Origin of the sequence: Rhizobium sp. PP-CC-3G-465 (assembly GCF_004343445.1) — a bacterium.
GTDB classification, from domain to species: Bacteria; Pseudomonadota; Alphaproteobacteria; order Rhizobiales; family Rhizobiaceae; genus Ferranicluibacter; species Ferranicluibacter rubi.
In genome coordinates this window covers 112,526-132,638 of sequence record NZ_SLYH01000006.1, presented here as the reverse complement: position 1 = coordinate 132,638, position 20,113 = coordinate 112,526, and the positions used below count along the sequence as shown (strand labels likewise).

The following is a 20,113-nucleotide window of genomic DNA, read 5'->3' as shown; positions in this document are numbered from 1 at the left end:
CGCGCAAGGGTGCCTCGCGTCTTTCATATCCCCGGGGCAGCCCCGCTCCCGCTTGCGATCCGGCGGAGGCGGCGCCATATAGTTCGTTGCCTCGGAGACGGTCATGCCCACCCTTGTACGGTTTATCATCATCTGCCTCATCATCACCGGCGCCGTCTATGGAACCATGCTGGCCCTCGTCACCTTCGTCGATCCGGCCGAGCGCGACGTGACGATCCGCATACCGCCCGAACGGCTTGATCCCGAAAGATTGGCTCCGAAATAATGGATCTGTCGTCCGCACACCTCGAATCCTTTCTGGAAATGATGAGCGTCGAGCGCGGTGCGGCCGTCAACACGCTCTCCTCCTATCAGCGCGATCTCGAAGACATCCTGTCCTTTCTGAAAGCGCGTGGCGTGAAGGCGACCGAAGCGGAGCCGGACGATTTTCGCGCCTATTTCGCAGACTTCGCGGCGCAGAGCTTCAAGGCCTCCTCGCAGGCCCGCCGCCTGTCGGCGCTCCGCCAGTTCTACAAATTCCTCTATGCCGAGGGCATCCGCACCGACGACCCGACCGGCGTCCTGGATGCGCCGAAGAAGGGCCGCCCGCTGCCCAAGACCATGAGCGTCGACGATGTGACGCGCCTCATCACCCAGGCCGAGGCGGAGGCCGTGGCCGAGCCGCGGCTGGAGCGCCTGCGCATGGCCGCCCTGATCGAGCTTCTCTATGCGACCGGTATGCGCGTCAGCGAGCTCGTTTCCCTGCCCGCCTCGGTTCTCGCCCGCGACGGCCGTTTCCTCATCGTACGCGGCAAGGGCAATAAGGAGCGCATGGTGCCCCTGTCGCGCAGCGCGATTGCGGCCATGCAGCGCTATGGCGCGCGGATGCAGGCGGAAACAGCGGCGAAGGGTGGCGAGGACAGCCCCTGGCTTTTTCCCTCCAGTTCGGAATCCGGCTATCTCCCCCGGCAGGTCTTTGCGCGCGACCTCAAGGGCCTGGCCGGACGGGCCGGCGTCCGCGTCGCCTCGATTTCGCCGCATGTGCTGCGCCATGCCTTTGCCAGCCATCTCTTGGCCAATGGTGCGGATCTTCGCGCCGTGCAGGAACTGCTGGGCCATTCGGACATTTCGACCACACAAATCTACACGCATGTGCTCGAGGAAAGGCTGCACGATCTTGTGCAAAACCATCACCCTCTTGCCAAACAGGCCAAAAAACAGGATTAGGACGCTCGCCTCCCGTTCTGGAATGCCACGGGAGACCCGCGTCGAAACGATCGGAACCGCATCTCATGCATCACTATCTCGATTTCGAAAAGCCGATCTCGGACCTCGAAGGCAAGATTCACGAGCTGAAGAAGATCGCCGGCGAGGACGAGAGCATCGACACGAGCGACGAGGTCGAACGTCTCGAAGTCCGCGCCCGCGAGGCAACCGTCGAGATCTATTCCAAGCTGACGCCCTGGCAGAAGACGCAGGTCGCGCGCCATCCGCAGCGCCCGCACTTCCAGGAATATGCCGCCGGCCTCTTCACAGATTTCACGCCGCTGGCCGGTGACCGGAAGTTCGCCGAGGACGCCGCCATTCAGGCCGGCCTCGCCCGCTTCCGCGGCATTCCGGTGGCCGTCATCGGCCAGGAAAAGGGCAACGACACCAAGTCGCGTATCAAGCACAATTTCGGCAGCGCCCGGCCGGAAGGCTACCGCAAGGCCATCCGCGTCATGGAAATGGCCGACCGCTTCGGCCTGCCGCTGATCACGCTGATCGACACGGCCGGCGCCTATCCGGGCATCGGCGCGGAAGAGCGCGGCCAGGCGGAAGCCATCGCCCGCTCCACAGAAATGTGTCTCAACCTCAAGGTTCCGATCATTTCCGTCGTGCTCGGCGAAGGCGGATCCGGCGGCGCGATCGCGATCGCCACCGGCAACCGCGTCTACATGCTGGAGCATGCGATCTATTCGGTCATCTCGCCGGAAGGCGCCGCCTCGATCCTCTGGCGCGATTCGACGCGTGCCAAGGAAGCCGCGACCAACATGAAGATCACGGCCGAGGACCTGAAGGGCTTCGGCATCATCGACGGCATCATCGAGGAGCCGGTCGGCGGCGCACACCGCGATGCCGATCTCGCCATCGACCGCACCGGCGGCATCATCGCCGACGCCTTGAAGGATCTCTCCAGCCGCAAGGGCGAGGAGCTGCGCAAGGAGCGCCGCGAGAAGTATCTGAGCATCGGCCGCTCGCTCTAAATACGACCGGGCTTTCCCAAGGTCTGAGGGCAGGATGCGAGACGATTGCGCCCTGCCCCATCTCGGCCATGATTGTCGGGCCTTGGTGGTGCCACCGGCGCGCGATCTCCGGAGAGCGGTGCGGTTAACAATTTGTGAAGCATAAAACCGTATTGATTCTGTCAGACTCCGCCGTTAGGGAAGAGTCGCGTCCGACTTTACTATCGATGGGCTCTTGCCGATGCGTCTGACACATATCCTCGCCGCCGCCGTCATGGGCCTGTTTCTTGCAGGCTGCACTACGGAAGAAGTCGTCGATAGCGTCGATGTCGACCTGAAGAAAGTCACCAGCAAAACCGGTTACGAACTGTCCGGCAAGATCGTGCAGAAGATGCAGGCGATGAGCATGGCGAAGACCTCGCCGATCATGCTGCGCATCTTCAAGGAGGAAGGCGCGCTCGAGGTCTGGAAGGCCAACACCGGCAATCGCTTCGAAAAGCTGCGCGAATACAAAATCTGCGCCTGGTCCGGCAAGCTCGGCCCCAAGGTGAAGGAAGGCGACCGGCAGGCGCCCGAGGGGTATTATCCCCTCGCCCCCGGCCAGCTGAACCCGAATTCCAGCTATTACCTCGCCATCAACACCGGCTTCCCCAACCAGTTCGACCGCGCCAACGGCCGCTTCGGCACCAATCTGATGATCCACGGCGCCTGCTCGTCCTCGGGTTGCTACTCGATGACCGACGAGCAGATGCAGGAAATCTTCGCGCTCGCCCGCGACGCCTTCAAGGGCGGCCAGTCGACCATCCAGCTGCAGGCGCTGCCCTTCCGCATGACCGCGGAAAACATGGCGCGGCACCGCAACAGCCCGCATTACGACTTCTGGAAGAACCTGAAGGAAGGGTACGACCAGTTCGAGATCACCAAGCGCCCGCCGGAATTTGCGATCTGCGACCGGAAATACGTCTTCAACAAGAGCGTTGCCGGCAAGATGAACCCGACGGGCCAGTGCCCGGCGCTCTCCACGCCGCCCTCCATGGAAATGGCGCTGGCGAACTACAACAAGAAATACGATGCCGACTACGGCACGGCCCTCAAGAAGCTCGACGGCCTCGTCTGGTACGAGCCGAGCGAAGCCGAGCGCAAGGCCGTGGTCGCCAAGCAGCGCGCCGGCCGCGAGCTGGCCTATGCCCCGACGGGCACCTCGCTCGATGCCGGCAAGCTGATGAAGGTCGCCGACCTCGAAAAGCAGGAAGCCCACCGCGCCGAGCTCGAAGAGGCCAAGAAAGCCATCGAAATCCAGACGGCGGCCCTCGAACAGAGCACCCGCAACGGCAAGAGCGTGCCGATCCCGCAGGAAAACCCGCTGCCGCGCCCGGTCGCCCAGATCGCCTCCGCCTCGCCGGCCCCCGGCCAGGGCGGTTTCTGGGGCAACCTGTTCAAGAAGCCCGCGCCCATCACAGCCACCGATCCCGCCGCCGGCCCGCTCCTCGGCGAACCGCAGACCGCCAGCGCCGACACGACAGGCCAGAGCCAGACGGCAAGCCGGATCGCATCCGTCAAGACGAGCCGCGACATCACGGCCGGTGTTCCGGTGAACGTGGAAACACGCAAGGTCAGCGTCAAGCCGGGCCACAAGGGCACGCAGGCGGCCCCCATAGATCAGACGACCGGCGCGCAAACCTCTGCCGCCGACGCGACAGGTGCGCAGGCCTCCGGCGAGATGCCGGTACCGCAGGCGCTGGCCGAGCAGCAGCCTGACGGCAGGAAAAAGCCGTTCTGGAAGCTCTGGTAGAGGCCGGAGAGGGCCGATGACATCGGATACGAGCCCGATATCACCCGCTCACGATCCTGCGGAACCGGCGCTCCATCTCGACCTCAAAGGCCTGAAGTGCCCCCTTCCCGTCATTCGTACCCGCAAGCGGCTGGCATCGCTCGCCCCCGGCACACGGATCCTGGTGGAAACCACCGACCCCCTCGCCGTCATCGATATCCCGCATTTCTGCGCCGAGGACGGCCACCGCCTCGAAAGCTGGCACGCGACGGACCGCGGCCACAGCTTCCTGATCCGCAAGGGCAAAACCATCTGATGGAAATGTCCCGGTCTGAGACCGGGGTTCACTTCACATCCGCAAACCCGGCACCGCCAGCGGATTGTCGGACAGCGCCTGCCGGTCCGGCCGGTCGATGGCGAGCTTGCCGGTGAAGGCGTCGAACAGGTCGCGCACGAAGCTTTCCTCCAGCCCCTTGGTGATCAGCACCATGCGTGTGCGCCGGTCATCCGGGTCCGGCCAGGCCGCCAGCCGCTCCGGAGGGTGAAAAATCTGCTGGACGCCATGCAGCACCAGTGGCCGGTCCGGCCGCTCCGCCGTGCAGACGATCGCCTTCATGCGCAAAAGCTTCTCGCCATGCGCCGAGCGGATGAGGTCCACGAACATATCGAGCGCCATCGCGGAGATCGGCCGGTCGTGCACGATGCTGAACGAGCGGATATCGTCGCCGTGGCGGTTGGCATCGTGGTGATGATGATGCCCATGGTGGTCGTGATGATGGTCGTGATGGTCATGGTCGTGGTGCCCATGGCTCTCCTCATGCGCATGGTGCCCATGATCATGATCGTGATCGTTCTGCGCCTCGTCCTGAAGCCAACGGCCGACATCGGCGATCTTGGTCGCAGGGTCGTAAAGCCCGCAGGCGAACAGCGCTGCACGGCCCGTTTCCTCAAGGTCGCCGTCGATGACGGGCGCCCGTGGGTTGAGGTCTGCAAGGCGCGCCTTGAGCGCCGCCACGGTCTCGGGAGAGGCGAGCGTCGCCTTGGTCAGCACCAGCCGGTCGGCCACCGCCACCTGCTTCACCGCCTCGACATGATGGTCGAGCGTGGAGAGGCCGTTGACGGCGTCCACCACAGTCACCATGCCATCGAGCCTGTAGCTCTGTTGCAGCGTCGGATGTCCCATGACCGACTGCATGACGGGTGCCGGATCGGCAAGGCCGGTCGTTTCGATAACGACGCGCTTTAGCGGCCGTATCTTGCCCGTCTGCATCCGGTCCATCAGGTCGGCCAGCGTATCCACCAGCTCGCCACGCACCGTGCAGCAGAGACACCCGTCCGCAAGCTCGATCACGCCGTCGCCGGAGGACTCGACCAGCAGATGGTCGAGCGACACGTCGCCGAACTCGTTGATGATGACGGCGGTGTCCGTGAGGTCGGGATCCTTCAGCAGACGGTTGAGAAGCGTCGTCTTGCCGGCACCGAGAAAGCCGGTGAGGATCGAGACCGGCACCGGATCGAAACGGGTGATCATGTCGTTCGCTTTCGAGGGCACGCCCGCGATACGGGGTGCGTCAGGGAGAAGAATCTTTAGAACACAGGCCGCGGCACGGGCACCGGCACATTGGCGACATCGCCCTGGGCCTCGCTCGTCTGCCCGTCAACATCCGCAGCCTTGGCACCCTGACCGGGGATCAGCTGCGCCGAGACGAAATTGAGCGGCCGGTTAATCTCATGGATAAAGGGCGACAGCAGCTTCTGGCGTCCCGCCTCGTCGCGACCTTCGCTGCGCACCTTGGCGGCCTGCGCCGAGCAGATCTGCTTGGAGATATCGGCCGTCACGTCGCGCGTCTCGCCATAGGCGGCGATCTGCCCCAAGCCCGGCTTGCCCGCAGGGCTTGCCGTCAGCGCCATCTGCATCAGCCGGGCGGATTCGTCCGCCCGTCCGCCGAGGCTGTCGGCGCCGAGCACGACGGAAACGACGCTGCGGCCGTTGCGGGTGGCCGAGGACACCTGATTGAAGCCCGAGGCGCAGATGAAGCCGGTCTTCATGCCGTCGGCGCCGTCGAAGCGGCCGATCAGCATGTTGTAGTTCGGATAGCTCTTCTTGCCTGTCGTGAAGCCCTCATAAGCGAAATAGGCCGAGTATTCCGGAAACTCGCGTTTGATGGTGAGGGCGAGCACGGCGAGGTCCCGCGCGGTCGTATACTGTCCGGGCTCGGGAAGGCCGTTGGGGTTGACGAAGTTCGACGACGTCATGCCGATCCGCTTCGCCTCGGCATTCATCATGGCGACGAAGCCGGGTTCCGAGCCGCCGACCGCTTCGCCGATGGCAACCGCGATGTCGTTTGCCGACTTGATGAGCATCATCTTCAGCGCGCTGTCGAGCGTCATCGACGCGCCGGGCTTCAGGTACATCTTGCTCGGTTGCTCGGAGGCCGCATGCTTGGACATGACGATCGGCGTTTCCAGCGTCATCCGCCCGGCTTTGAGCGCGCGGAAGGTCGTATAGGCCGTCATCAGCTTGGTCAGCGATGCGGGATACCAGCGCTGGAAGATGTCCTCCTGCTCGTAGACCTTCAGCGTCGCCACATCCACCACCAGCTTGGGGTTGGCAAGCGCCGGTGCGGCGGACGTGAGCGCCAGGACGCCGGCGATGGCCCCAACGAATAGCTGGGAACCGGACATGCGAATCTTCATAGTCACCACAGTTCAACCTCGAAATTTTCGGGCATTGCCTCGTGTCGAGGCGCTATTTAACCTATATGGCAGGGGCAAGGCAAAGACCTTTGCCATGCGATTGCGTGCCGCCACCACGACCGACAGGATAGATCATGCCGATTCTCAACCGTGCAGCCGAACTCCAGGACGAAGTCACCGCGTGGCGCCGCCATATCCACAGTCGGCCCGAACTTCTGTTCGCCGTGGAAAATACGGCATCCTTCGTGGAAAACAAACTCCGGGAATTCGGCGTTGACGAGATCGTGACCGGCATCGGCCGCACCGGCGTCGTCGGCCTCATCCGTGGACGGCTTGGCGATGGCACCACCATCGGCCTGCGCGCCGACATGGACGCCCTGCCCATGACGGAATCGACCGGCAAGCCCTATGCCTCCACCACCCCCGGCAAGATGCACGCCTGCGGCCATGATGGCCACACGGCCATGCTGCTCGGTGCCGCCAAGTATCTCGCGGAAACCCGTAACTTCAAGGGTGCGGTCGCCGTCATCTTCCAGCCGGCCGAAGAGGGCGGCGGCGGCGGCAACGAGATGGTCAAGGACGGCATGATGGAGCGCTTCGGCATCTCCGAGGTCTACGGCCTGCACAATATGCCCGGCATGCCGCTCGGCCATTTCGCCTCCCGTGTCGGCCCCATCATGGCGTCCACCGACGAGTTCTCGATCACCATCGAAGGCCGCGGCGGTCATGCGGCCCAGCCGCACAAGACCATAGACCCGATCGTGCTCGGCGCCCAGATCGTCACCGCCCTGCAGACCATCGCCTCGCGCACCGCCGATCCGCTGTCGGCCGTCGTCGTCTCCGTCACCAAGTTCAATGCGGGCTTCGCCCACAACGTCATCCCCGAACAGGCGCTGCTGGCCGGCACCGTGCGTACGCTGATGGCCGAAAACCGCGATATGGCCGAGCGCCGCATCAACGAGATCTGCACGCATCTGGCGGCCGCCTATGGCGCCACCGCCCGCGTCCGCTACGCCCGCAACTATCCCGTCACCGTCAACCACGCCACGGAGACCGGCCATGTGCTCGAAGCCGCAACGGACGTCGCAGGCGCCGCGCAGGTGGTGGGCAATGTCGATCCGATGATGGGCGGCGAGGATTTTTCCTACATGCTCCTCGCCCGCCCCGGCGCCTTCGTCTTCATGGGCAATGGCGACAGCGCCGGGCTGCACAATCCCGGCTACGACTTCAACGACGAGGCCATCCCCCACGGCATCTCCTACTGGGTGCGCCTTGCCGAAAGCCGCCTGGGCGCCTGATGAGCGGCATCGACAGGATCGACCGCAAGATCCTCAGCATTCTCCAGGCCGACGGGCGGATCACCAATCTGGAACTGTCCGAGCGCGTCGGCCTGTCGCCGACCGCGACCAGCGAACGCATGCGCCGGCTGCTGAAGGAGGGCTATGTCTCGGGCTTCGGCGCACGCCTCGATCCCCAGCGCCTCGGCTTCGGCCTTCTCGTCTTCATCGAGGTCATGCTGGACAAGACGACACCGGAAGTCTTCGACACCTTCGCCGATGCCATCCGCAAAGCCCCGTCCGTCATCGAGTGCCACATGGTCGCCGGCGGCTTCGACTATCTCGTCAAGACCCGCTTCGAGGACATGAGCGCCTACCGCAACTTCCTCGGCCAGTTCCTCTGGACGTTGCAGGGCGTCAAGGAGACCCGAACCTACGCCGTCATGGAAGAAATCAAGAACGACGGCCCTCTACCGCTTCTTTAGCGGCCTTTGCCGCCCGCCCGGCGCCCTCGCGCAATACCCGCACAAGTTTCACAGTCATACATATGAGGAGCGACTAATAGTGCGGAGCCATGATCGGTTCCAGGCAGAGGGCCAGAGCGATGATCGAAGCTGAGAGGACGGATGCACCTGCCGTGCGCGCAACGCCACGCGCCATGCGTGCCGTCACCGAGCGTATCGGCAACGACCTGGAAAGCTTCCGGCGAGAGAACGACGATATCGTCCGGCACATCCGCCTGCTCGGCATCAATGCCAGCATCGAGGCCGCCCGCGCCGGAGATATCGGCAAGGGCTTTGCCGTCGTCGCGAACGAAGTGCAGCGGCTGGCCGGAGCCTCGGCCGCCATCGCCGCGAAATTCCAGCAGGAAGTGCTGGAGCGCGTCAACCTCGGGCGCTCCCTGTCGGACGCGCTGGTGCACGAGATGGAGGGCGTGCGCCTCGTCGATCTCGCCCAGACGCTCATCCAGCTGATCGTGCGAAACCTGTTCGAGCGGACGGCAGACGTGCGCTGGTGGGCGACGGACACGGCACTCTGGGAAGCCCTCGAAAACCCCGATCGCGACCGGCAGGCCTTCGCCGCCAAGCGCTTAGGGGTCATCAACCGGTTCTACACGGTCTATCTCGATCTCGTGATGGTGGACAAAACCGGGCGCGCGGTCGCCTCGGCCAATCCGAATTTCCAGAAGACGATCATGGGCCGCGACCTCTCCGGCGAACCCTGGGTCAAGGCGGCGATGAAGACGGGGTCAGGCGACGACTATATCGTCGATGTGGTCAAGCCGAGCCCCCTGCATGGCAATGCCGATGCGCTCGTCTACGCCACCGGCATCCGCCAGGGCGGCGTCTCCACGGCACCGCTGGTCGGCGCGCTCGGCGTCTATTTCGACTGGGCGAACCAAGGCCAGTCCATCGTCCACAAGGAAGCCAACATCGCGCCGGCTGACGTGGACCGCACCACCGTGCTGCTGCTCGACGGACAGGGCATGGTGATCGCCGCCTCGCGCCCGGCCCTCGTTTATACCAGCTTCGTCCTGACGCCGCCGGAAGGCATGAAGCGTGGCAGCTACTATATGAGCGACGGAACGCTGGTCGCCTTCGCCCCGACACTCGGCTACGAGGATTATGACGGCCTCGGCTGGTGCGGCGTCGTCATCCAGCGACCCGAGCGCGAAGCCGACATCCGCCAGCGCCTGTCGCTCTGAGAGAACACCCCTCATGACAAAGGGGCCGCCGCTGCCGGCCGCCCCTTTCGTTTTGCATTGTGCGTCGATCCTCAGATCGTCGCGGCGTCGATTAGATCGTCGCGGCGTCGATGACGAAGCGGTAGCGCACGTCGCTCTTCAGCACGCGCTCATAGGCCTCGTTGACCTGATCCATGCGGATCAACTCGATTTCGGAAACGATGCCGTGCTTGCCGCAGAAGTCGAGCATTTCTTGCGTTTCCTTGATCGAGCCGATCATGGAGCCGGACAGCGAGCGACGCCCGCCGATCAGCGAGAAGGCGTGGATCGGCGATGGCTTTTCCGGTACGCCGACCACAACCATGGAGCCGTCGAGCTTGAGAAGGCTCAGGTAGGGGTTCAGATCCATCGTCACGCCGACGGTGCTGATGATCAGGTCGAACGTGCCCGCCAGCGTTTCGAACGTCGTCGGATCGTTGGTCGCATAGTAATGCGTCGCCCCGAGCTTCAGGCCGTCTTCCTTCTTGGAAAGCGACTGGCTGAGCACGGTGATTTCGGCGCCAAGTGCGGCACCGATCTTCACGCCCATATGGCCGAGACCGCCCATACCGACGATGGCGACCTTCTTGCCGGGGCCGGCCTTCCAGTGCATCAGCGGCGAATAGAGCGTGATGCCGGCGCAGAGCAGCGGCGCGGTGGCGGCGAAGTCGAGCGTGTCGGGAATGGAAAGCGCATAGCCTTCCTTGACGACGATGCTGTCGGAATAGCCGCCATAGGTCGGCGTCGTGCCATCGGCCTCGACGTCATTGTACGTCTGGACGAGACCGGGCATGTAGTGTTCGAGGTCGAGATCGCGCGTGGCGCAGGTCGTGCAGGAATTGACGAAGCAGCCGACGCCGGCCTTGTCGCCCACCTTGAATTTGGTCACGCCGGAGCCGACGGCGGAGACGATGCCGACGATCTCATGGCCGGGAACCATGGGAAATTTGGAGTTGCCCCACTCGTTGCGGGCCTGGTGGATGTCCGAGTGGCAGATCCCGGAATACTTGATGTCGATGACGATATCGTCTTCGTTGGGCGCACGACGCTCGAAGGTGAAGGGTTCGAGCGGCTTCGACGCGTCCGTCGCCGCATATCCTTTTGCGAAAGCCATGGGTGGTTTCCTTCTGTCTGCAAATCTGGACCGGTCGAGACATCGCCGGTGCCTGCACTATGCAAGTTGCGACCAACATAGGCATGCGCCATTCCTGCAAATTTCTTGCACGATCCTGCAAATGGTCTTCAAAGGCTTTGTGGCCGTCGCGCATCCGGCCTATCTCGAAACCATCATCACGACGCAACGTGGGAGAGCGTGCGTCTGGACGCCTGACCGCCCGGCATTCAGCCGTTGTCGCGCTCGAGGTTTTCGCGTTAGAACCGTGTCGTCCGGCGTCCCCGTTTCAGGAAAGGCCTGCCTCATGTTCGATCCCTCCGCCGCCCGCCGCCAGCCTTTCGTCGAGATCATTGCCCGTTTCGCCAGAGAGGATGGCGACCACGCGACATCCGTGCCGGGCCTGACGGTGCACCGGCGCTCCGAGCAGGCCGTTCCCTCCTGCGCCGCCTATCGGCCGAGCTTCGCGCTGATCGCACAGGGCGTGAAGAAGGTGACGCTCGGCCACGAGACCTACATCTATGGCGGCTCGGACTATCTGCTGACCTCGTTCGACCTGCCGGTGACGAGCCAGATCGTCCAGGCCTCGCCCGAAAGCCCCTATCTCGGCATGGTCTTCGAGATCGACGTCGCAAAGATCCCGCCGCTTCTCGCTTTGCTCGACCGTCCCGCCGTCACGGCGCAAGTGCGGGAACCGGCGGGCGCATCCTCCGAGCCACCCGAGCAGCGCGGCATGTCGGTCGCGGCGCTGACGCCCGAACTCGAGGACGCGGCCCTCCGGCTCCTGCGCCTGCTCGACCGCCCCGGCGACATCCCCGCTTTGCTGCCGCTGATCGAGCAGGAGCTGATCTTCCGTCTCTTGACCGGCCCGCATGCGGCGCGCCTGCGCCAGATGACGATGGTCGAAAGCCAGTCGCACCAGATCGGCCGCGCCTGTGCCTGGCTGAAGGAGCACTACGCCCTGCCGCTGCGCATCGAGGATCTCGCCCGGCGCGTCAGCATGAGCGTCTCGTCGCTGCACCACCACTTCAAGGCCATCACCGCCATGAGCCCGATGCAGTACCAGAAGCAGCTTCGCCTGCAGGAGGCCCGCCGGTTGATGGTGGAAGACATGCTGGATGCCGGCAGCGCCGGGCATCAGGTGGGCTATGAGAGCCCCTCGCAGTTCAGCCGCGAATATGCCCGCCAGTTCGGCGCGCCGCCCTTGCGCGATGCCGGCCGCACCCGACGCTCGCTTCTCGGCCGCCTGGCCGGCGAGCCGGAAATGCTGAGCGAGGGTTGAGCCGTCCATCGATAGCCGGCGAATCCTGTATTCCAGCCCCTGCCGGAAACCTTGCCAATACACCCTGCCCCGAACCGGAGTTCCCATGACCGAAACCGTCCGACTGCCCCTCGACGAGGCCCGCGCCCTGACCGTGAAGGCCCTCTCCCGTGCCGGCCTCTCGCCCGAGCATTGCGCGGCGCTGGCCGATACCGTCATGGCTGGCCAGATCGACGAGTGCCACTCGCACGGGCTCTACCGCGTGCTCGGCTGCGTCCGCTCGATCCGCGAGGGCAAGGTGAACGCGACGGCCGTGCCGGAGGTCATCGACCAGGCGCCGGGCATCGTCAGGGTCGATGCGAAACATGGCTTCTCGCCGCTCGCCTTCCGGCTCGGCCTGCCGCTTCTGCAGGAGAAGGCGCGGACACAGGGTGTCGCCGCGCTTGCCATCAACAATTGCTTCCACTTCTCCGCCCTCTGGCCCGAAGTCGAGCGCATCGCGGCTGCCGGCCTTGCGGCCCTTGCCATGACGCCGAGCCACAGCTGGGTCGCCCCCGCCGGCGGTACGAAGCCGGTCTTCGGCACCAACCCCATCGCCTTCTCCTGGCCACGCCCCGGCCCGTTCCCCTTCGTGTTCGACTTTGCGACCAGCGCTGCCGCGCGCGGCGAGATCGAACTGCACCGGCGCGCCGGCAAGGCAATCCCGGAAGGCTGGGCGATCGACAGTGACGGTGTGCCGACGACGGATGCCGAAGCCGCGATGGCCGGCGCCATGCTCACCTTTGGCGGCCACAAGGGCTCGGCCCTTGCCGCCATGGTCGAGCTGATGGCCGGACCACTGATCGGCGACCTTACAAGCCGCGAATCCCAGATCTTCGACGCCGGCCTCGGGGCCGCACCCTGCCACGGCGAACTGCTGCTCGCCTTCGATCCCAATCTCCTCTCTGGCGGACGCGCGACGGAGAATGCAGAGCGGGCGGAAGCCCTGTTCGATGCCATCATCGGCCAGGGGGCGCGCCTGCCCTCGCAGCGCCGCTATGCAGCAAGGCAACGCAGCGAGGCGGCCGGCAGCATCGAGATTCCAAGGCCCCTGCATAACGACCTCCTGGCGCTTCTCGCCTGAGGCAGGTTCGCACGGGACTTGACGACGCTCAAGCCTCGGGATCGACCGAGGCACGCGCCCATTCCCGGCGCCCGATGACCAGCATCGCACCGATCAGCATGGCCGCGAGCGCGAACCATGTCAGGGCATAGACGAGGTGGTTGTTTGGAAAGACGATGCGCGTCAGGCCGCCCACCGGAAGGCCGCCGAGGTTTTCCGTGCCGTCAGCGTCGATGAAATAGGGCGCCGCTTGTTGCAGGCCGCGGGCCGTGGTGATAGCGGCGACATCGCGGGAGTACCAGCGATCCCCTGACGGATCGTTTTCGCGCAGGAAGCCACCGCCCGGCTCCGAGAGCCTAAGAAGGCCGACGATACGGGTCGAATCAGAAACATTCCCAGCGCTTCGCGTCGCAGGGTCCCGCCGGTCGGGCGGCACAAAGCCGCGATTGACGAGGACGCTGGTGCCGTCGTCCCGCACCAGCGGCGTCATGACCCAGAAGCCCGGGCCCCGCTCGGTCGTCGCCTGCACCAGCGTTTCCGCCTCATGCCGAAACTTGCCGTTGACGCTGATATGGCGGTATTCGTCGTTACCGGGCGTGATGGAAGACCACTGGTCGGCACGCGGTGCCTCGACCGGTGCGGCATGGACCCGCGCATCCACGCGCTCGATCAGATCGAGCTTCCAGAACAGGCGCTGCACCTGCCAGATGCCGAGCGCCAGAAGAACGACCGTGACGAATGTCGCGACCGCCCCGAGCACGACGAGCCCCTTCCGGGAGCCGCGCTTGCCCGGCTCACGATCATCGGACGCCGCCTTCGTCGGTGATCCGGCGGCCGTGTCCAGCCGCCGGGGTGTATCAGGGGACATTGCGCATCATATCCGGCGTCATGGTCATCATGTTGGTGTTCAGATGATGCATGACCCAGAGCGAACCGGACAGCGCGATGACGATCAGCACGAGCGTGAAGATCAGCGCCATCATGGTCCAGCCGCCTTCGGACTTGGTGTTCATGTGCAGGAAGTAGATCATGTGCACGACGATCTGCACGACCGCGAACAGCATGACGAGACCGGCGGTGACGGCCTTGTTCTCGAACACCTCGCCCATGACCAGCCAGAACGGGATGGCCGTGAGGATGACCGACAGCACGAAGCCGGTCATGTAGCTCTTGAAGGAACCATGCGACGCCTCATGACCGTGGCTATGGCCATGATGGGCTTCGTGCGCGTCCTCGTGTCCGCCAGTGTTGACAGGGGCGTGGGTGCTCATCCGAGAACTCCGATCAGGTAGACAATCGAGAAGACGCCGATCCAGACGACGTCGAGGAAGTGCCAGAACATCGACAGGCACATCAGGCGGCGACGATTTTCCGGGATCAACCCTTTCATCGACACCTGCACCATCAGCGTGATCAGCCAGATGATGCCGAAGGTGACGTGCAGACCGTGGGTACCGACCAGCACGAAGAAGGCCGACAGGAACGCGCTGCGGCCGGGGCCGGCGCCTTCATGGATCAGGTGCACGAACTCGTAGATTTCGAGCCCGATGAAGATCGCGCCGAAGATGCCGGTGATCCCGAGCCAGAAGAGCGTCTCGGTCTTCGCCTTGCGCTCCATCTGCAGCATCGCGAAGCCGTAGGTGATCGACGACAGGAGCAGCATGGAGGTGTTGATCGCCACCAGCGGCAGGTCGAACAGATCGGCCGGCGACGGGCCGGCCGCATAGGAGCGGCCAAGCACGGCATAGGTGGCGAACAGGATCGCGAAGATCAGGCAGTCGCTCATCAGGTACAGCCAGAAGCCGAGGCCCGTGCTGTTTTCCGGATGATGGTCTTCCGTCAGGTAGAAGACCGGCTTTTCGCCGTCGGCGAGAGGGGCGTGTGTCGGTGCGCTCATGATCAGGCCTGCCCGGAGAGCCGCCGTGTGCGCTCCCCTTCCGTTGCGATGACGTCATCCGCCGGAATGTAGAAATCGCGGTTGTAGTTGAAGGTATGTCCGATGGAGACCGCGATGATGCCGATGAAGGACACGATGGCGAGCCACCAGATGTACCAGATGACGGCGAAGGCGAAGGCGACGCTTAAGCCGCTGAGGATAACCCCCGTGCCGGTGTTCTTCGGCATGTGGATCGGCTTGAAGCCACCCAGCGGACGCTCGTAACCGCGGTTCTTCATGTCGTACCACGAGTCGTGATCGTGAATGACCGGCGTGAAGGCGAAGTTGTAATCCGGCGGCGGCGACGACGTCGACCATTCCAGCGTCCGGCCGTTCCAGGGATCGCCCGTGAGGTCGCGCAACTGCTCGCGCTGCAGGAAGCTGACGACCAGCTGGATGATGAACGAGGCGATGCCGAGCGCGATCAGGACGGCGCCGAAGGCCGCGATGATGAACCAGATCTGCAGCGACGGGTCCTCGAACTGGCTGAGGCGGCGCGTGACGCCCATCAGGCCGAGCACGTAGAGTGGCATGAAGGCGAAGTAGAAGCCGACCAGCCAGAACCAGAAGCTCATCTTGCCCCAGAAGTCGTTCAGGCGATAGCCGAAGGCTTTCGGGAACCAGTAGGTGACGCCGGCCATGACGCCGAAGACCACGCCGCCGATGATGACGTTATGGAAGTGGGCGATGAGGAACAGCGAGTTGTGCAGCACGAAGTCGGCCGGGGGTACGGCGAGCAGAACGCCCGTCATGCCGCCGATGACGAAGGTCACCATGAAGCCGATCGTCCAGAGCATGGGGACTTCGAACCGGATGCGGCCACGATACATCGTGAACAGCCAGTTGAAGATCTTGGCGCCCGTCGGGATCGAGATAATCATCGTGGTGATGCCGAAGAAGGCGTTGACGCTGGCGCCCGAACCCATCGTGAAGAAGTGGTGCAGCCAGACGAGGTAGGACAGGATCGTGATGACGACCGTGGCGTAGACCATCGAGGCATAGCCGAACAGGCGCTTGCCGCTGAAGGTGGCGACGATTTCCGAGAAGATGCCGAACGCCGGCAGGATCAGAATGTAGACTTCCGGGTGACCCCAGATCCAGATGAGGTTCACATACATCATCGGGTTGCCGCCGAGATCGTTCGTGAAGAAGTGCGTACCAACGTAGCGGTCGAGCGACAGCAGCGCGAGCGTTGCGGTCAGGATCGGGAAGGAGGCGACGATCAGAACGTTTGTACAGAGCGAGGTCCAGGTGAAGATCGGCATCTTCATCATGGTCATGCCGGGCGCACGCATCTTCACGATGGTCGCGATCAGGTTGATACCCGACAGCGTCGTGCCGACACCCGCCACCTGCAGGCCCCAGATATAATAATCGACCCCCACGCCCGGGCTGTAGTCCGCGCCCGACAGCGGCGGATAGGCCAGCCAGCCGGTACGGGCGAATTCGCCGACGAAGAGCGAGATCATGATGATCGCAGCACCGGCCGCCGTCATCCAGAACGAGAAATTGTTCAGGAACGGGAACGACACGTCGCGGGCGCCGATCTGCAGCGGCACGACGAAGTTCATCAGGCCCGTGACGAACGGCATGGCCATGAAGAAGATCATGATGACGCCGTGCGCGGTGAACACCTGGTCGTAATGGTGCGGCGGCAGGAAGCCCTCATTGCCGTTGAAGGCGATGGCCTGCTGCGTGCGCATCATCAGAGCGTCGGCGAAGCCGCGCAGAAGCATGATCAGCGCGAGGATCACATACATGATCCCGATCTTCTTGTGGTCGACGCTCGTCAGCCACTCGTTCCAGAGATAACCCCAGAGCTTGAAGTAGGTGAGAGCGCCGACGACGGCGATGCCGCCGAGGACGACGCCGATGAAGGTGAGCACGAGGATCGGCTCGTGGTACGGAAAGGCTTCCAAGGTCAATCGTCCGAAGACGAGGCTGGAAATGTCCTGATTAAACATGGTGACCCCAGTTCTTGCAGTCGCAAGCGGTGCGGAAAAGCGCCGCGATCATTTCGAGTTGTTCAGCTGTTCGGGCGCAATCGAGCCCTTGTCGGGCGTCGCCGAGCCACTGTCGGGGGCTGGAGCGCCCCCATTTTCCTGGCCACCCATCTGGTGCCCGTTCATGTCGTGCCCGTTCATGTTCTGCATATCGTGCTGCATCGGCTGTGCGCCGTCAGCGGGCTGGCCTTCGGCCGGCGCGGCACCGTGCTGGCCGTGATCGTTGCCGCCTTCCGGCGCACCCTCCGAGCGGGCCGGCTGGCCGGTGGCGGGGAAGGTTGCAGCGCTCGTGCCTTCGCCGGTGCCGGCATGGCGGTTGTCGTATTGCAGGCGCTCGCGGTTGCCTTCGCTATCCTCGCCGCCGCCGCCCATCATGTCGACATGCATCATCTCGTTCATGCACATCTTGCCGGGCTGGGCGCACATGTTGAGGACCGCCTCGTAGAGACCGTTCTCGACGCCGCCATAGTAGCGAACCGGCTCCCGCTCGCTCGGCTTTTCGAGCTTCAGATAGGTGTCACGATTGAGCATCGTGCCCTGCTGCTTGACCTTGGCGACCCAGCCGTCGAAGCCGGCCTGGTCGAGGCCATGGAACTTGAAACGCATGTGCGAGAAGCCGGCGCCGCTATAGTTTGCGGAGAAGCCCTCGAACTCGCCTGGCGCATTGATGACGGCGTGAAGCCGCGTCTGCATGCCCGGCATGGCGTAGATCTGGCCGGCCAGCGCCGGGATGTAGAAGGAGTTCATGACCGAGGAGGCCGTGATCTTGAAGTTGATCGGCACATCGACGGGTGCCGCCAGTTCGTTCACCGTGGCGATGCCGTATTCCGGGTAGAAGAACAGCCACTTCCAGTCGAGCGCCACGACCTCGACGGTCAGCGGCTTCATGTCGGCGGTCACCGGCCGTTCCGCATCCAGCCGGTCGAGCGGCCGGTACGGATCGAGCTTGTGCGTGCTGATCCAGGTGACGGCGCCGAGCGCGACGATAATGGCGAGCGGTGCCGACCAGATCACGACTTCCAGGCGCGTGGAGTGATGCCATTCGGGATCGTAGACGGCGTCCGTATTCGCACGGCGATAGTGCCAGGCGAAATAGAAGATCAGGACGATCACCGGAATGATGATCAGGAGCATGAGGAAGGTGGAGACCAGGATAAGGTCGCGCTGCTGCGTTGCGATGTCGCCCGAGGGGGACATCACCACCATGTTGCAGCCGGCAAGCCCCGCCAGGAGCGGCAGCATGAGGATGCGACAAGCGTGTCGATAGAGGTTCGCCATGGTCCAATGCTCTTTTCGTTATCTTTGCCCTGCGAGTAATACCCTGCGACCACGAACGATATGAGGTGTTTGGTCGCACCGCAGCAAAAATGATGCCCTGCGGCAAAATTCACCGCCGCGTCGATAGACCTCTCGGGTTCGGTCCACCATTCGCGACAGAACGTCGTCCACAGACTTCATATCGTCAGCCCGCTGACATGCGAGATATAGGTCTTGATGAGAAAGTCGAGCCTTCCCCTTGAAATGACCGCGTCCTTACACGGGTCATACCGTCGCAGGGTAGAATTTCTCACCCCTGCCACTTGATAACCCGGCCCGTTTGATCAACATCGTTCAAAAGACGGCACGCGTTGAACCGCGCGGCTAGCGAAAGGCATGGAGGCATCCCGATGACAACGATAGCAGAGACGTCCGGCGGACCCTCATCCTCGGCCCTGGAGCGCGACGCGCGGCAGATCCACGGCGACGCACCCGTATCCCCGGGCTCGATTGCGCTCGGCGTGATCATCGGCCGCATGTCGGAGTTCTTCGACTTCTTCGTGTTCGGCCTCGCCTCCGTCCTCGTATTCCCGAAGCTCGTCTTCTCGTTCGAGCCGGACCCGTTGACGGCGACGCTCTATTCTTTCGGGATCTTCTCGCTCGCCTTCGTCGCGCGCCCCATCGGCTCCGTCGTCTTCATGGCGATCGACCGTGCCTACGGACGCGGCACCAAGCTCACCATCGCTTTGTTCCTGCTCGGTATCTCCACGGTCTGCATGGGCTTCCTGCCCAGCTATCAGGATGCCGGCGTCTGGTCGATCTACCTGCTCGCCATCTTCCGCATCGGCCAGGGCCTTGCGCTCGGTGGCGCCTGGGACGGCCTTGCCTCCCTGCTCGCGCTGAACGCGCCGGAGAAGCACCGCGGCTGGTACGCGATGATCCCGCAGCTCGGCGCGCCGATCGGCTTTGCGCTCGCCAGCATCCTGTTCGGTTTCTTCGTCGCCAATACCTCCGAAGCCGACTTCCTCTCCTGGGGCTGGCGCTACCCGTTCTTCGTCGCCTTCGCGATCAACGTCGTCGCCCTGTTCGCGCGCCTGCGTCTCGTCATGACCAAGGATTTCGGCGACCTCTTGGAGCGTCACGAGCTTGAAGCCGTACCCTTCACGGACCTGATCCGCACCCATGGCCGCGACATCCTGATCGGCGCCTTCGCGCCGCTGGCCAGCTTTGCCATGTTCCACGTCGTCACGATCTTCCCGCTGGCCTGGACGAACCTCAACAGCGACCAGTCGATCGGCTCGTTCATGCTGGTGCAGGTTGCGGGTGCGGGCCTCGGCATTCTCACGGTCATCGCTTCGGGCCTGCTTGCCGACCGCATCGGCCGCCGCAGCCAGCTCGTCGTCGGCGCCATCATCATCGCCATCTTCAGCTTCATCGGCCCGATCCTGCTGGGCTCCGGCCAGACCGGCATCTCGTCCTTCGTCATCGCCGGCTTCGGCGTGCTCGGCCTCTCCTTCGGCCAGGCGGCGGGTTCGGTGTCCTCGCGGTTCACGCAGGGCTATCGCTACTCGGGCGCGGCCTTCACCTCCGACCTCGCCTGGTTCCTCGGCGCCGGTTTCGCGCCGCTGATCACGCTCGGCCTGTCGAGCAAGTTCGGCCTGCCCTTCGTCGGTTACTACCTGCTGTCGGGCGCGATCTGCACCATGCTGGCCCTGTTCCTCAACAAGCGCCTGCTCGCTCGGGAATAGTTGCCGAAACGACTTGGCCAAAA

Annotated in this window: 19 protein-coding genes; 11 read left to right on the top strand and 8 right to left on the bottom strand. The window is 63.9% G+C overall.

All coding sequences use genetic code 11. The features are described 5' to 3' along the window. Nucleotides 1-103 precede the first annotated feature (103 nt). The 5 genes from C8J33_RS27110 to C8J33_RS19870 all read left to right on the top strand — a co-directional run bounded on the left by C8J33_RS27110 (nt 104) and on the right by C8J33_RS19870 (nt 4,291). A complete protein-coding gene (locus C8J33_RS27110; RefSeq protein ID WP_165910729.1) occupies nt 104-265 on the top strand; it encodes a hypothetical protein in 162 nt (53 codons plus the stop codon). Continuing rightward, nucleotides 262-1,206: a site-specific tyrosine recombinase XerD gene (xerD, locus tag C8J33_RS19885; protein WP_132665105.1), complete on the top strand. Its 945-nt coding sequence runs from the start codon at nt 262-264 to the stop codon at nt 1,204-1,206. Before C8J33_RS27110 ends, xerD begins: the two co-directional genes overlap by 4 nt. 65 nt (nt 1,207-1,271) lie before the next feature. Then, nucleotides 1,272-2,225 carry an acetyl-CoA carboxylase carboxyltransferase subunit alpha gene (locus tag C8J33_RS19880; RefSeq protein ID WP_132665104.1) on the top strand — a complete coding sequence of 318 codons (954 nt, stop codon included), beginning with the start codon at nt 1,272-1,274 and terminating at the stop codon, nt 2,223-2,225. A 220-nt stretch (nt 2,226-2,445) separates the two neighbouring features. Continuing rightward, nucleotides 2,446-3,996: a L,D-transpeptidase family protein gene (locus tag C8J33_RS19875; RefSeq protein WP_132448432.1), complete on the top strand. Its 1,551-nt coding sequence runs from the start codon at nt 2,446-2,448 to the stop codon at nt 3,994-3,996. 16 nt (nt 3,997-4,012) lie between these two features. Further along, nucleotides 4,013-4,291, top strand: a complete 279-nt coding sequence (locus C8J33_RS19870; RefSeq protein ID WP_132448433.1) for a sulfurtransferase TusA family protein — start codon at nt 4,013-4,015, stop codon at nt 4,289-4,291. 33 nt (nt 4,292-4,324) lie between these two features. Here the strand turns inward: C8J33_RS19870 and C8J33_RS19865 are convergent, their stop codons facing one another. Continuing rightward, nucleotides 4,325-5,506, bottom strand: a complete 1,182-nt coding sequence (locus tag C8J33_RS19865) for a CobW family GTP-binding protein (protein ID WP_132665103.1) — start codon at nt 5,504-5,506, stop codon at nt 4,325-4,327. A 56-nt stretch (nt 5,507-5,562) separates the two neighbouring features. Then, entirely contained in the window at nt 5,563-6,660 is a 1,098-nt protein-coding gene (locus C8J33_RS19860) for a D-alanyl-D-alanine carboxypeptidase family protein (protein ID WP_110800928.1), read from the bottom strand. A gap of 146 nt (nt 6,661-6,806) precedes the next feature. Here C8J33_RS19860 and C8J33_RS19855 point away from each other — a divergent pair, with 146 nt between their 5' ends. From C8J33_RS19855 to C8J33_RS19845, 3 genes are all read left to right on the top strand, one after another. Then, nucleotides 6,807-7,970: a M20 aminoacylase family protein gene (locus C8J33_RS19855; RefSeq protein ID WP_132448436.1), complete on the top strand. Its 1,164-nt coding sequence runs from the start codon at nt 6,807-6,809 to the stop codon at nt 7,968-7,970. Continuing rightward, entirely contained in the window at nt 7,970-8,434 is a 465-nt protein-coding gene (locus tag C8J33_RS19850) for an Lrp/AsnC ligand binding domain-containing protein (protein WP_092935505.1), read from the top strand. Before C8J33_RS19855 ends, C8J33_RS19850 begins: the two co-directional genes overlap by 1 nt. 119 nt (nt 8,435-8,553) lie before the next feature. Next, nucleotides 8,554-9,654 carry a methyl-accepting chemotaxis protein gene (locus tag C8J33_RS19845; protein WP_132665102.1) on the top strand — a complete coding sequence of 367 codons (1,101 nt, stop codon included), beginning with the start codon at nt 8,554-8,556 and terminating at the stop codon, nt 9,652-9,654. 91 nt (nt 9,655-9,745) lie between these two features. On the opposite strand, the gene C8J33_RS19840 is transcribed toward C8J33_RS19845, so the two are convergent. Continuing rightward, the gene (locus C8J33_RS19840) at nt 9,746-10,786 is read right to left on the bottom strand and encodes an NAD(P)-dependent alcohol dehydrogenase (protein WP_110730066.1); all 1,041 of its coding nucleotides are present in this window, start codon (nt 10,784-10,786) and stop codon (nt 9,746-9,748) included. A gap of 304 nt (nt 10,787-11,090) precedes the next feature. On the opposite strand from C8J33_RS19840, the gene C8J33_RS19835 reads away from it, so the two are divergent. Beyond that, a complete protein-coding gene (locus C8J33_RS19835; protein ID WP_132665101.1) occupies nt 11,091-12,065 on the top strand; it encodes an AraC family transcriptional regulator in 975 nt (324 codons plus the stop codon). A gap of 85 nt (nt 12,066-12,150) precedes the next feature. After that, the gene (locus C8J33_RS19830) at nt 12,151-13,167 is read left to right on the top strand and encodes an Ldh family oxidoreductase (protein ID WP_132665100.1); all 1,017 of its coding nucleotides are present in this window, start codon (nt 12,151-12,153) and stop codon (nt 13,165-13,167) included. 28 nt (nt 13,168-13,195) lie between these two features. On the opposite strand, the gene C8J33_RS19825 is transcribed toward C8J33_RS19830, so the two are convergent. Genes C8J33_RS19825 through cyoA form a run of 5 tightly spaced genes read right to left on the bottom strand, consistent with a single transcriptional unit; the run spans nt 13,196 to nt 18,363 of the window. Further along, nucleotides 13,196-14,014 carry an SURF1 family protein gene (locus tag C8J33_RS19825; protein ID WP_132665099.1) on the bottom strand — a complete coding sequence of 273 codons (819 nt, stop codon included), beginning with the start codon at nt 14,012-14,014 and terminating at the stop codon, nt 13,196-13,198. Continuing rightward, a complete protein-coding gene (gene cyoD, locus C8J33_RS19820) occupies nt 14,004-14,417 on the bottom strand; it encodes a cytochrome o ubiquinol oxidase subunit IV (RefSeq protein ID WP_110730062.1) in 414 nt (137 codons plus the stop codon). Before cyoD ends, C8J33_RS19825 begins: the two co-directional genes overlap by 11 nt. Then, entirely contained in the window at nt 14,414-15,043 is a 630-nt protein-coding gene (gene cyoC / locus C8J33_RS19815; RefSeq protein WP_110800717.1) for a cytochrome o ubiquinol oxidase subunit III, read from the bottom strand. The genes cyoD and cyoC overlap by 4 nt, the downstream gene beginning before the upstream one ends. Before the next feature lie 2 nt (nt 15,044-15,045). Further along, a complete protein-coding gene (gene cyoB, locus C8J33_RS19810) occupies nt 15,046-17,046 on the bottom strand; it encodes a cytochrome o ubiquinol oxidase subunit I (RefSeq protein ID WP_132665098.1) in 2,001 nt (666 codons plus the stop codon). A gap of 48 nt (nt 17,047-17,094) precedes the next feature. Further along, nucleotides 17,095-18,363 carry a ubiquinol oxidase subunit II gene (gene cyoA, locus C8J33_RS19805; protein WP_132665097.1) on the bottom strand — a complete coding sequence of 423 codons (1,269 nt, stop codon included), beginning with the start codon at nt 18,361-18,363 and terminating at the stop codon, nt 17,095-17,097. A 398-nt stretch (nt 18,364-18,761) separates the two neighbouring features. Here cyoA and C8J33_RS19800 point away from each other — a divergent pair, with 398 nt between their 5' ends. After that, nucleotides 18,762-20,090, top strand: coding sequence for an MFS transporter (locus C8J33_RS19800; protein ID WP_110800930.1), 1,329 nt, complete (start codon nt 18,762-18,764; stop codon nt 20,088-20,090). Nucleotides 20,091-20,113: the final 23 nt, after the last annotated feature.